The 11,837-nt window shown below is 45.7% G+C and carries 11 protein-coding genes; 7 read left to right on the top strand and 4 right to left on the bottom strand.

Annotated features, from left to right (window positions below):
• Nucleotides 1–21 precede the first annotated feature (21 nt).
• The 4 genes from iscX (at nucleotide 22) to CEQ32_RS03790 (ending at nucleotide 2,031) form a co-directional block, all read left to right on the top strand.
• Complete coding sequence (gene iscX, locus CEQ32_RS03775; RefSeq protein WP_037418347.1) at nucleotides 22–219, top strand: Fe-S cluster assembly protein IscX; 198 nt, start codon at nucleotides 22–24, stop codon at nucleotides 217–219.
• 207 nt (nucleotides 220–426) lie between these two features.
• Nucleotides 427–594, top strand: coding sequence for a hypothetical protein (locus tag CEQ32_RS03780; protein ID WP_037418345.1), 168 nt, complete (start codon nucleotides 427–429; stop codon nucleotides 592–594).
• A gap of 232 nt (nucleotides 595–826) precedes the next feature.
• On the top strand, nucleotides 827–1,258 hold the full coding sequence (gene ndk, locus CEQ32_RS03785; RefSeq protein WP_011072285.1) for a nucleoside-diphosphate kinase: 432 nt from the start codon (nucleotides 827–829) through the stop codon (nucleotides 1,256–1,258).
• A 329-nt stretch (nucleotides 1,259–1,587) separates the two neighbouring features.
• Nucleotides 1,588–2,031: an Hsp20 family protein gene (locus CEQ32_RS03790; RefSeq protein WP_011622519.1), complete on the top strand. Its 444-nt coding sequence runs from the start codon at nucleotides 1,588–1,590 to the stop codon at nucleotides 2,029–2,031.
• Nucleotides 2,032–2,139: 108 nt separating this feature from the next.
• On the opposite strand, the gene ilvN is transcribed toward CEQ32_RS03790, so the two are convergent.
• From ilvN to CEQ32_RS03805, 3 genes are all read right to left on the bottom strand, one after another.
• Nucleotides 2,140–2,634, bottom strand: coding sequence for an acetolactate synthase small subunit (gene ilvN / locus CEQ32_RS03795; protein WP_011072288.1), 495 nt, complete (start codon nucleotides 2,632–2,634; stop codon nucleotides 2,140–2,142).
• Nucleotides 2,634–4,352, bottom strand: coding sequence for an acetolactate synthase 3 large subunit (locus CEQ32_RS03800; protein WP_088585527.1), 1,719 nt, complete (start codon nucleotides 4,350–4,352; stop codon nucleotides 2,634–2,636). The genes ilvN and CEQ32_RS03800 overlap by 1 nt, the downstream gene beginning before the upstream one ends.
• 464 nt (nucleotides 4,353–4,816) lie before the next feature.
• On the bottom strand, nucleotides 4,817–6,040 hold the full coding sequence (locus CEQ32_RS03805) for a multidrug effflux MFS transporter (RefSeq protein ID WP_088585528.1): 1,224 nt from the start codon (nucleotides 6,038–6,040) through the stop codon (nucleotides 4,817–4,819).
• Between the two features lie 482 nt (nucleotides 6,041–6,522).
• On the opposite strand from CEQ32_RS03805, the gene CEQ32_RS03810 reads away from it, so the two are divergent.
• Nucleotides 6,523–8,397 (top strand): choice-of-anchor I family protein, encoded by a 1,875-nt coding sequence (locus CEQ32_RS03810; protein WP_055646613.1) that lies wholly within the window; start codon nucleotides 6,523–6,525, stop codon nucleotides 8,395–8,397.
• Nucleotides 8,398–8,525: 128 nt separating this feature from the next.
• Here CEQ32_RS03810 and CEQ32_RS03815 read toward each other — a convergent pair whose 3' ends face one another.
• On the bottom strand, nucleotides 8,526–9,884 hold the full coding sequence (locus CEQ32_RS03815) for a PLP-dependent aminotransferase family protein (protein WP_055646612.1): 1,359 nt from the start codon (nucleotides 9,882–9,884) through the stop codon (nucleotides 8,526–8,528).
• Nucleotides 9,885–9,975: 91 nt separating this feature from the next.
• On the opposite strand from CEQ32_RS03815, the gene CEQ32_RS03820 reads away from it, so the two are divergent.
• Together CEQ32_RS03820 and CEQ32_RS03825 are read left to right on the top strand one after the other, a co-directional pair.
• On the top strand, nucleotides 9,976–10,602 hold the full coding sequence (locus tag CEQ32_RS03820; protein ID WP_055646611.1) for a LysE family translocator: 627 nt from the start codon (nucleotides 9,976–9,978) through the stop codon (nucleotides 10,600–10,602).
• 161 nt (nucleotides 10,603–10,763) lie between these two features.
• A protein-coding gene (locus CEQ32_RS03825) for an IS630-like element ISSpu8 family transposase (protein ID WP_088585529.1) occupies nucleotides 10,764–11,790 on the top strand; the annotation gives its coding sequence in 2 pieces (ribosomal slippage) (nucleotides 10,764–11,213 and nucleotides 11,215–11,790; 1,026 coding nt in all).
• The last annotated feature ends 47 nt before the right edge of the window (nucleotides 11,791–11,837 follow it).

Below are 11,837 nucleotides of genomic sequence, written 5' to 3' on the forward strand. Positions count from 1 at the left end.
CGTTTGCATAGGGGAAAGAGGATGTCATTAAAGTGGATTGATTCATTAGATATCGCCTTGGAATTACTGGAAAAACATTCAGATGTTGATCCCCGCAAACTGCATTTTACCGAGTTGTATGAGTGGGTGTTAGCGCTAGAGGATTTTGATGACGATCCTAAACATTGCAATGAAAAGGTATTAGAAGCTATTCAACAATGCTGGATCGAGGAAAAATAACATCAGTTCCTCACCTTGTTGTTGCGGCAACTTGTCCACGAAATAATCAATTTGCGTGACATCCATCACGCTTATTTGGCTGTGAAATGGGATTTTAGTCGGAGTTTGATCAGTATCAAATTCCTTTTTATTGAATAACGTACCTTGTTACTTATCGGTTAAGCAGTTAACCGCTTAATATTATTCTCGCAACGCAAGGATGTTCACATGAAACTTTTGTTTGCTATGTTATTCACACTGTTACCCGCGTTGGCATGGGCTCATCCTGGTCATGGCGGTGTCGGTTTATTCCATCATTTGCTCGATTTAGCGCCAGCGGTTATTTTGGTTGCTTTGATTGCTTGGGCTGGAATTTGGGCAAAAAATAGAAAGTAAGCTAATTTGATAATACTTACTCCTGTATTCATCTCCTTAGAGATATCTCGATAATAAATTGCCAGTTGCCCTTAAATGACAACTGGCGTTTTTTTGTGTGATCAATCTGGTTACAAATCCAGCCAATGTGCGCAATATCTCAGACTTATGTGCTTTAAAGATAGGATTTACTTTTTAAATTTCGTATAATCCGCGCGAATTTTTTCAAACTTGCTGACAAAGGAAGCTTGTTATGGCGATCGAACGCACATTTTCTATCATTAAGCCTGATGCTGTTGCTAAAAACCACATCGGTGCAATCTACAACCGTTTTGAAACTGCTGGTCTGAAGATCGTTGCAGCTAAAATGTTACACCTGACTAAAGAACAAGCTGAAGGTTTCTATGCTGAGCATAGCGAGCGTGGCTTCTTCGGTGCTCTGGTTGCTTTCATGACTTCTGGCCCAATCATGGTTCAAGTATTAGAAGGCGAAAACGCTGTTTTAGCTCACCGCGAAATTTTAGGTGCAACTAACCCAGCTCAAGCAGCTCCTGGTACTATCCGTGCTGATTTCGCTCAAAGCATCGACGAAAACGCAGCTCATGGTTCTGATTCTTTAGCATCTGCAGAACGTGAAATTGCATACTTCTTCAGTGCTGAAGAACTGTGTCCACGTACTCGTTAATCTGTGTCCACGTACTCGTTAATCTGAGTGCGAGACCGAAAAAGGGAGCCTTAGTGCTCCTTTTTTATTGGCTGCATTTTGCTAACTACGCCAAGGACAAAGTGTTTAATGCTAGTAACAGGTTATTTTTATTCAGTTTTTAAAAAAATTTAAAAAACTTCCTTGAAATCCGCTTTCCTATCCTTATATCTATTGCAGGATCGCTCGATGAGGATCCCAATCGATTCTGTGCCGTTAGGACAGAAGTTAATTTAGGCGAAACAAATGTGTGTTTTCAACCTGAAAACCGTTCGCCAATTTCCCATATTGCTTAAGATAAGGATATGAATATGCGTACTTATGATTTAACTCCTCTTTACCGTAGTGCTATTGGTTTTGATCGTTTAGCCCAGATGGCAGAACATGCTGCCGCCAATAATGGCAACTCAGGTTATCCTCCATATAATATTGAACTCCTCGGCGAAAATCGTTATCGCATTACGATGGCCGTGGCAGGATTCTCGATGGAAGAGCTTGAGATCAGTAGCGAAGGTGAGAAATTACTGGTTAAAGGCAATAAGGCCGAAAGCCAAACTGAGCGTAAATACCTATACCAAGGTATTGCCGAGCGCGGTTTTGAGCGCACCTTCCAACTGGCTGATTATGTGACCGTATTGGGTGCCAGCTTAGAGAATGGTTTATTGAACATTGATTTAGTGCGTGAAATCCCAGAAGCGTTAAAACCACGCAAGATTGAAATCACCACTTCACGCCTATTAGATGGTCAATCCTAATCCTGAATCGCACGGGTAAAGAAGGGGAGCTAAATGCTCCCCTTCTTGTTATCTCTTGTCTGGCTCGAATTGGAGATGTTTTCTAAGCCTTATCTTTATATAAGCTCTTTAGGCTTTCATCGCTTTTTCGCCGCGAGCTAAGCCGACAACGCCCGAGCGCGATACTTCAACGACTTTGGTCACTTCACCCATGGAATGAATAAAGGCATCGAGTTTTTCGGTCGTGCCCACTAATTGGATGGTGTAAAGATTGGCGGTGACATCGACAATCTGCCCACGGAAGATATCGGCGGTGCGCTTAATTTCTTCCCTAAGCTCCCCTTGGGCACGGACTTTAACCAGTGCCAGTTCCCGCTCGATATAAGCTGACTCGGTGACATTCGACACCTTGAGCACATCGACCAACTTGTGCAGTTGTTTCTCGATTTGCTCAAGCACTTTCTCATCGGCGACAAGTGATATATTAAGACGTGACAAGGTATTATCATCGGTCGGCGCCACGGTTAAGCTTTCAATGTTATAACCGCGCTGGGAAAACAGGCCGACAACACGGGATAGGGCGCCGGACTGGTTCTCAAGTAATACAGATATAATTCGACGCATTAGCATTTCTCCGTTTTGCTTAACCACATTTCATTCATCGCGCCGCCGCGGATAAGCATCGGATACACGTGCTCAGTCTCATCCACCATAATGTCGATAAATACCAGTCTGTCTTTCATGGCAAGAGCTTCGGCCATCTTAGACTCAAGCTCAGCAGGATCGCTAATCGTCATGCCAACATGGCCATAGGCTTCGGCAATTTTGGCGAAGTTGGGTACCGAATCCATATAGGAATGGGAATGGCGACCCGAGTAGATCATATCCTGCCACTGTTTGACCATGCCGAGGAAACGGTTGTTTAAGTTGATAATTTTAACCGGCGTATCGTATTGCAGAGCGGTTGAAAGCTCTTGAATATTCATTTGAATCGAACCATCGCCCGTTACGCACACGACGGTTTCGTCTGGCATTGCCATTTTGACCCCCATGGCTGCGGGTAAACCAAAGCCCATGGTGCCAAGGCCACCGGAGTTAATCCAATGGCGGGGTTTATCAAAGGGATAATAGAGTGCGGCAAACATTTGATGCTGGCCCACATCCGAGGCGACATAGGCCTCACCATTAGTGAGTTTGTATAGGGTTTCGATCACTTGTTGTGGTTTGATCCGATGACTTTCCTTATCGTATGCCAAGCAGTTACGCTCGCGCCACACAGTGATTTCTTGCCACCATTGCTTGAGCGCCTCGCTATCGTTGCTCTCCTTCGATTCTTCAAGCAGGGCTAACATGCTGTCTAATACAATATCGGCCGAGCCAACGATCGGGATATCCACTCGTACGGTTTTTGAAATCGATGAGGGGTCGATATCAATATGTAAGATGGTGGCGTTAGGGCAGTATTTTTCGATGTTGTTGGTGGTTCTGTCATCGAAACGCACGCCAATTCCGAAGATAAGATCGCAGTTATGCATGGTCATGTTAGCTTCATAGCGACCGTGCATCCCCAACATACCTAAGCTGTTTTTATGGGTGCCAGGGAAGGCGCCAAGGCCCATTAAGGTGCTGACAACGGGGATATTTAACTTTTCTGCTAGGGTTAAGATCTGCTTTTCACTGCTAGAAATAATCGCACCGCCACCCACATAGAGCACGGGTTTTTTCGCTGCTAATAATGCCTGTAATCCTCGACGAATTTGACCTTTATGGCCCGATGTCGTTGGATTATAGGAGCGCATTTTTATGCTCTCGGGGTAAATATAGTCGTGCAGTAATGCCGGATTGAGGCAATCCTTGGGCAAGTCTACCACGACGGGGCCAGGACGACCCGTGGAGGCAATATAAAAGGCTTTTTTAATGATCTCAGGAATTTGAGTGGGATCTTGGACTAAAAAGCTGTGTTTGACGACTGGGCGTGAAATCCCAATCATGTCGCATTCTTGGAACGCATCGTTACCGATTAGATTGCTCGGCACTTGGCCAGATAACACCACTAATGGAATCGAATCCATATAGGCGGTGGCGATGCCAGTAATGGCATTGGTGGCACCTGGGCCTGAGGTCACGAGTACTACGCCTACTTTTCCCGTAGCTCGGGCATAACCATCGGCCATATGCACGGCGGCCTGTTCGTGGCGAACCAGAATATGTTCAATACCGGGGATAAGGTGCAGGGCGTCGTAGATATCTAACACTGAGCCGCCAGGATAACCAAATATGTGCTTTACCCCTTCATCAATAAGGGAACGCACAATCATGCTGGCGCCGGATAACTTCTCCATGTGAAACTCCTATTGCATAGTACCGTTACGGTAAACAGTATCTTGTTACAGCGACGGTAATCGCTCTAAAAATAAGCCTGAAGGGTAATTCAGACTCCGTTTGCTGAACTTGAAATCATCGATTTCAAGCGCTCATCCCTTTGGATGCAGCAGCTGTTGCAATGAACAGAATTTCATCATATTCAAAAAAGAACACATTTCAAGGGTTTTCTGTAAAAAATAACCAACTTGAGACAATTTCATGTTTAGGCACGATAAATGCTCATTAAACGGGAGTTTCGTGTGTGAAAATTTTATTTAATCACTTTAATTAGAATGGGTTAGGTAATTTACAATGAAAAACGGCACCAAGATACTATATAACCTAAGTGCCGTTTGTTTAGGGAAAGCTTAATTTGTTACAAATCAACCACAAAAGCGATGAAAACTTTGATTGCTTCGCTTACGCGGCATAAAGGCGCAGATTATTGCTTTGGTTTGGCTTGATGAGTCTGTCGGTTAAATTGACAGAATCCCACCAATAATACCGCCGTCAACATTAATGCCGAGAAGGGCACTGCGGTGCCATTGTAAAACAGCGCGAGTAATGGTCCTGCAAGGGCACCAAAGCCAAATCTTAAGGTGCCAATCACCGCAGTTGCCGTGCCGGTTTCCTGCTTAAATTTCATTAACACAATGGCATCAGCATTAACTGACATAATGCCAAGAGAACCCATCAGTGGAATAAGCATTAATACCGTAAAGTGGTAACTGAGACCCAATAAATTCACTCCCAGTAAACCTGCAGCTGCGAGCGCTCCTAAGAAAGTCGACACGTGCAACATCCTTAACGAGCCATAACGGCCCACAATTCGGGTATTGATGATATTTGCCAGCATCAGAGCGCCCACATTGGTACTAAAGAGTAGGGCAAATAAGGATTTATCTAATGAAAAAACCTCCATATAGACAAAGGGCGATGCCGTTAAATAACAGAAAAAGGCAAAAGAGGTGAGCACACCGCTGGCAATATTCATTTTGACGCCTGGGCGTGAAAACACAGTGGCATAGGCGCCCAAAAAAGATTTTTGGCTGCGGCTACTTTGATCTTTATCGCTGGGCATTCTCAGCAGCGTAATGACCAACATCAGTAATAACAGGGCATAGGCTGATTGGATAAAGAAGATCAAATGCCATTCGCCAAGTTCGAGGATAAGACTACCAATACTAGGGGCTAATAATGGCGCTAACATCATGATTAAACTGACATAAGACATACCTTTAGCCGTGTTTTCACCATAGACTTCTTTGATATAGCCAGGGACAACCACAGTGGCCGCTGCGCCGATAAAAGCTTGTAAAAAGCGCAGGCCCAAAAACACTTCAATCTGCTCGGCTAAGCCTAACAACAGGCTAGCTAACATAAAACCTGATAGTCCCATAATCACCATGGGACGACGGCCAATACGGTCAGCAAGCGGCCCAAAGCACAGCATGCCGAGGGCGTAGCCGCCTAAGTAAACACTCAAGGATTGTTGCACTAAGGTGATATCGGTATGAAAACTCTGGGCAAGTGTTGCCATAGCGGGCAAATACATGTCGATCGCGAGCGGCGTGATCGCAACAATAGCGGCGAGCATAGGGATCAGCAGTGCCAAGTGGGGAATGCTGCTCGGTTTAGTCGGATAGCTTGACGGTTGTGGGTCCACAGTTACCTCGGGTGGCGAAAGAAGGCGATATTAAGTGTTATGTAACTCGAAAACCAAAATTGTAGGGTAACAATTTTGCCTAATGGCGACTCATTTTGCCTCAATTACCATAGCGTAATTTCGCCATGAACATTGGAGGAGTATAGGGAAGAAATGAGTGGCCAGCGAAGACTCAGCCAACAGTTGAACTGAATGATAGCTCTTGTCATCGAGTATAAGGATATTAAGCCATAACATAGTAAAATGCTCGGGCAAATAAGCCAATCTCGATGACGATATCTTTACACTTAAATTGTAACCAAAATCGCTTTACTGTCCTTGTATTGCATTAATTTACCAATGTACGCCTGAGCGTCATTCATTCGACTGAGGTTGTCACCCCAGTGTCATCTGTATGTCATCTAAACGTCTTGAATGCAGATTAGTTTAATGAGCTTTAGCTTAACCCTACGACTAATAACAACACATTCAGGAATGATGCAATGAACACAAAACGACTGCCGCTGGCCGGTGCGATACTGGCAAGTTTACTCCTTAGTGCCTGTAATGGTGATGACGGTACCAATGGTGAGCAGGGGGATAACGGCTTAAATTCATTAGTTAAAGTAACCCCACTCTCTATTGGTGATGCAAACTGTCCCGCCGGTGGTCAACGTATCGATACCGGGCTTGATGCGAATCGTAATGGTAAGTTGGAAGAGACTGAAATCGATGCGGCGCAAACGCAATTTATTTGCCAACCCCAAGCAGTTGGAGTCAAGGCGGAGCTTATTGGTCGTCATCAAACGGGCGTTTATGGCCTGAGCGCTGCTGAGATTGTTGAATACCATAGTGCTTCTCAGCGTATTTTTGTGGTCAATGCGAGAAGCGGTAAAGTCGACATTATCGATGCCAACTTACTTGGCAATGCTGCTGAGGCAACTGCGCTATTAGCCTTGAATAATCTTGATAAGCTCGGCGAGCTGGATGTCGCTAAAGATGTGGGCTTGAGTTTTATGGGCAGCGTTAACAGTGTCAGTATTTATGGTAACTTGTTAGCGGCGGCCATTGAGCGCGGCGATGCAGCGGGCAATAAGACTCAAGCCAATGGCTATGTGGCTTTCTACCAACTCAATGGCAATGAGACACCGCAGTATCTCAGCGCGGTTGAAGTCGGTGCATTACCAGATAACGTAGTCTTTAGTCATGATGGCAAAACGGTACTCGTTGCGAATGAAGGTGAACCAAATCAAGACTATAGTATCGATCCTGAGGGTAGTGTAGCCATTATCGCCATTGCGGATGGTAAACCCGCAGCAACGGCGACGCTAGTGACATTCACCGAGTTTAATCAGGGCAATGCTCGCTATAATGAAATCACCAAGGACATTAAAATCAATGGCCCAATGGCCACTGTCGCGCAAGATTTGGAGCCTGAGTTTATCAGTGTCAGCCCCGATAACAGCCGAGCCTTTGTGAGCTTGCAGGAGAACAATGCCATCGCGGTGATTGATATCACCAATGCCAAAGTAACGAAGATTTTACCCTTAGGACTGAAGGATTATGGTCTTGATGTGAATAAAATTGATGCAAGTGACCAGGATGATATGGTCAACCTTCAGGCCTATGCGGGCGTGTATGGCATGTATCAACCCGATACAGTTGCGAGTTACCGTTGGAATAATGCTGATTTTATTGTTACCGCAAACGAAGGGGATTCCCGTGATTATGCTGGGTTTTCGGAGGAAGCCCGTGCCGGTGACTTAACTTTAGATCCTAATCATCCACAATTTGCTGCCGCAAAAGATAAGACCCAATTAGCCCGTTTGAAAGTGACTAAGAGTATGGGGGATGACGATAACGACGGCGATTATGACAAAATTGTGAGCTTCGGCGCGCGTTCTTTCTCAATCTGGACCGCCGATGGTCAACAGGTGTTTGACAGTGGCAGCGATTTTGAGCGGATCACCGCAGCCTTGTTAGGCAATAACTTCAACAATAACAATGAAGAAAACAAAGGCGATAGTCGCAGTGATGATAAAGGACCCGAGCCAGAAGCCTTAGTTCTAGGCAAAATTGGCCAAAAACGCTATGCCTTTATCGGGCTTGAACGTACCTCTGGTTTTATGATTTACGACGTGACAAATCCCTTTGACGTGCATTTTGTGGATTATGTGGTAAACCGTGATTTTGACGCGAGTTTCAGCATTAATACAGATACGGGTGAAGTGAAAGGTGATGCCAGTTTAGCGGGCGATTTAGGGCCAGAAGGCATGAAGTTTGTGAGTGCCGAGAAGAGTCCTAATGGTCAGCCTCTGTTGATCATTGGTAATGAAGTCAGTGGCACAACCAGCGTGTACCAGATCAAGGTGCAATAGCCATAGCTTCTGTTCAAGGTGCGATAACTTTAGATCTCAACATCTTAAATGCTTGTAAGTAAGCTTAAAACGCCAGAGCACCACTCTGGCGTTTCTTTTTGCTTCTTTCTCGCGATAAAAATGCAAGGTTAAACGACTGAATAGGCGTTTTGCTTGAGTGCGTTAAAGGTGGATTCGATGCATTCGAGCGCAAGCTGGAATTGGGTATCGTTTTCGGCGCCACCTAAACTTAAACGGATAAAGTTATCATGACAGTTAAAGTCATCCCCATTGCGGATCAGTACACCTTTTGCTGCTAAGGCGGTCACCAGATGATGGGCTTTAATGTCTTCGGGTAACTGGATCCAGCCATTTAAACCCCGCCAGCGCTGAGTTAACCCTAGCTTGTCGCCCAATGCTATGCATTGCTGCTGACGCGCGCGAATAATCGCATCGCGATTGGCCGTGATGTGCCCGCGTTTGATTAGCTGACAGGCGAGCTCCACATTGAGCGGCGAAACCATCCAGCATTGGCTATGAATGGCGAGGCGCAATGGTGCGATAAGCGGCTCGGGTACGAGGATAAAACCTTGCCTTAAGCCCCCAGAAAACAGCTTAGAAAGGCTTGAAATGTAAATGACCCTCGGTACATTCAGCGTCTGTGCTAACTGCCACAGTGGAGGGTGCCATTCCTCGGGGAGAGAATAATTCACATCATCTTCAATGATATAAAACTGGTACTGCTCCGCGAGTGCCAACAGTTTTTCTCTCTGTGGCTCACTGTATTGAATGCAGGTGGGGTTTTGATTGTTGAGGGTTAAGTACACCAATTTAGGTTGATGAATTTGTACTAAGGCCTCGAATCTTGCCAGATCGACCCCGTCAGCGGTTAACGGCACGCCAATACTATTGATACCCAATTGTTTCGCGCAAATACGCACACCGGGATAGCTGTACTGCTCGTGCAGGAGCACCTCGCCCTTGGCTAGGAAGGCATTAAGGCAGGCAAAAATGGCCTGTTGCCCACCATGGGTAAAGATCAGTTGCTCGGGTTGCTGTTCAATACCGCGTAGTAAAAGCCAGTGGTGAAATACCTGTTGATGTTGATCTAAGGGGCTGGCGCGATAGCCAAGGAGTTGACTCAGTTTCGCTGGATCCTTAGCCAGTTGGCTTAGGCAATCACTCAGCGTACTTATTTGATCCGTCAACGGTTGCTGACAAGTCGCCATATTGAGCTGCAAATGACTGAGCTCTGGCACGGGAGAGGCGTTGACATAGGTACCATCACCAATACGCGCTTCCACATAGCCACGCTGCTCTGCAAGGGCATAGGCTCGTGTGACTGTGCCTATGGTCACTCCAAGTGCATCGGCTAAACGCCGCTGTGGTGGGAGTTTTGTGCCATGGGGCAGGGTCTTACACAAAATGCCTTGTTCGATCGCACTGACGAGACGTTGATATTTAGGACCTGTAAATGCCTCTAGATCCGGTGTCCAAATTGTACCCATGACAATAAATCCATTGATCTCCGCTAATCTCCCTATATTATTTATTGTATCTTTTATTGTCAAGTGTTGTATGCATACAATTTAGGTGTTTATGGATATTCAACTTTTAAATGATCCACAACTCTGGACATTAATGGCCTCAGCAGCACTCTTTTGTGCAACCATGACCATGACTCCGGGGCCTAATAATATTTTACTCGCCAGCTCCGGCGCTCATTTCGGGGTGATGCGTACCATTCCACATATTGCAGGGATCCGCTTAGGTTCGACCTCTTTGCATCTGTCGGTGTTACTGGGTCTTGGCGCTTTATTCGAGGCGTTTCCCGTGTTGCATCAAGTGCTAAAGTACGCAGCGTTATTGTATTTGTTGCACCTTGCCTATCGATTAGCCACCTCTCCTGTTAAGGCGGCACATTTGGATGACGGGCGTCAGCCGATGAGTGTGATCGAGGCGGCGCTGTTTCAGTGGATTAATCCTAAATCTTGGATGTCGACCATTACCCTTTGTAGTGCGTTTACCTTAGGGGGCGATGGTTTTTGGCTCAGTGCATTACTAGGCGTGTTAGTGTTTAATCTGGTGGGATTTCCCGCGTCCTTCACTTGGGTGTTTGTTGGTGCAGCAATCAGTAAAAAACTGAATACGGATAAACGTCGACGCCATTTTAACTGGTTTATGGGCAGTTTATTGTTAGTTTCATTGCCGATGATCCTGCGGTAAGCAGAGCTAATTAGGCTAAAAGCTTAAATATTCTGGGATACTGACTCGCTTAATGATTGGCTTTATGCCATAACCAACATAGTATTGATGACTTTTTTAGATAATACCAATTATATTAATTATGTGATCTAATTGGTCATCAGTTTTTAATCATACAAAATATGAATAATCCCCACATCGCAGCCTTAGTAAAATCGGAGAAAAGTGCACGCAAACGTATGCGCTATCTTGCCTTACTCCATTTCACTGAAGGTCATTCTCGTACCGCCATCGCAAGCATGCTTAAGGTCAGTAGAACCAGTGTCAATCGCTGGGTCACCGCCTATTTAACCCATGGGCTGACTGGCCTTGACGATGCGCCCAATCCGGGCCGTCCTGCGACACTGTCCATCGCACAACAAGCTAAGCTTAAAGCGTTCGTACAGCACAGAAGTCTATCTGAACAAGGTGGCAGGTTGATGGCCAAGGATGTCGGCCTATTTATTCAGTCTGAATTTGGTGTGACGTTCAAGCAAGCAAATATCTACCGCTTGCTGCATCAACTTGGCTTCTCATGGATTACCACTCGCTCTCGCCACCCGAAACAATCTGAGGCTATACAAGAGGCTTTTAAAAAACTTCCGGATGGCAACGATCCTTAACACACCTGGGCACGTTGCACTCGATCGCATTGACGTTTGGTTTCAAGATGAAGCCCGCTTTGGCCAACAGAATACCACCACCCGTATTTGGGCTGAGAAAGGGACCCGTCCACGGGCCGTCAAGCAGCAACAATTTGAATCAGCGTATCTATATGGCGCCGTGTGTCCGGCAACGGGGGCGACACAAGCGATTATTGCCCCGCATGCCAATAGCGAATATATGAACGAGCATTTAAAACTGATTTCAGCCGCCACCGCATTTGGGCGCCATGCGCTGGTCATCATGGACGGCGCAGGCTGGCATCAACAGGATTTGGCCGATGACTTTGATAATCTGACGCTTCTCAAGTTGCCACCTTATTCACCGGAGTTGAATCCAATAGAGCAGGTATGGCAATGGCTGCGTCAAAATGTGTTGGCCAATCGTTGTTTTAGTGGTTATGACGATATTGTCGAACAGTGCTCTATCGCATGGAATACCTTCATTGAGAAGAAAGCAAGAGTGATAGAATTGTGTACTAGACCATGGACAATTTTGACCAGTTAGTTAATGGAATTGGTATAACGGTTTTATATACCTAAACAAACTGAAGA

Source organism: Shewanella sp. FDAARGOS_354 (assembly GCF_002209245.2).
GTDB lineage: Bacteria > Pseudomonadota > Gammaproteobacteria > Enterobacterales > Shewanellaceae > Shewanella > Shewanella xiamenensis.

Coding starts and splice junctions, on each gene's coding strand:
- CEQ32_RS03810 (WP_055646613.1), top strand. CDS start 6,523: ATGAACACAAAACGACTGCCGCTGGCCGGTGCGATACTGGCAAGTTTA.
- ndk (WP_011072285.1), top strand. CDS start 827: ATGGCGATCGAACGCACATTTTCTATCATTAAGCCTGATGCTGTTGCT.
- CEQ32_RS03800 (WP_088585527.1), bottom strand. CDS start 4,352: ATGGAGAAGTTATCCGGCGCCAGCATGATTGTGCGTTCCCTTATTGAT.
- CEQ32_RS03780 (WP_037418345.1), top strand. CDS start 427: ATGAAACTTTTGTTTGCTATGTTATTCACACTGTTACCCGCGTTGGCA.
- ilvN (WP_011072288.1), bottom strand. CDS start 2,634: ATGCGTCGAATTATATCTGTATTACTTGAGAACCAGTCCGGCGCCCTA.
- CEQ32_RS03790 (WP_011622519.1), top strand. CDS start 1,588: ATGCGTACTTATGATTTAACTCCTCTTTACCGTAGTGCTATTGGTTTT.
- CEQ32_RS03815 (WP_055646612.1), bottom strand. CDS start 9,884: ATGGGTACAATTTGGACACCGGATCTAGAGGCATTTACAGGTCCTAAA.
- iscX (WP_037418347.1), top strand. CDS start 22: ATGTCATTAAAGTGGATTGATTCATTAGATATCGCCTTGGAATTACTG.
- CEQ32_RS03820 (WP_055646611.1), top strand. CDS start 9,976: ATGGATATTCAACTTTTAAATGATCCACAACTCTGGACATTAATGGCC.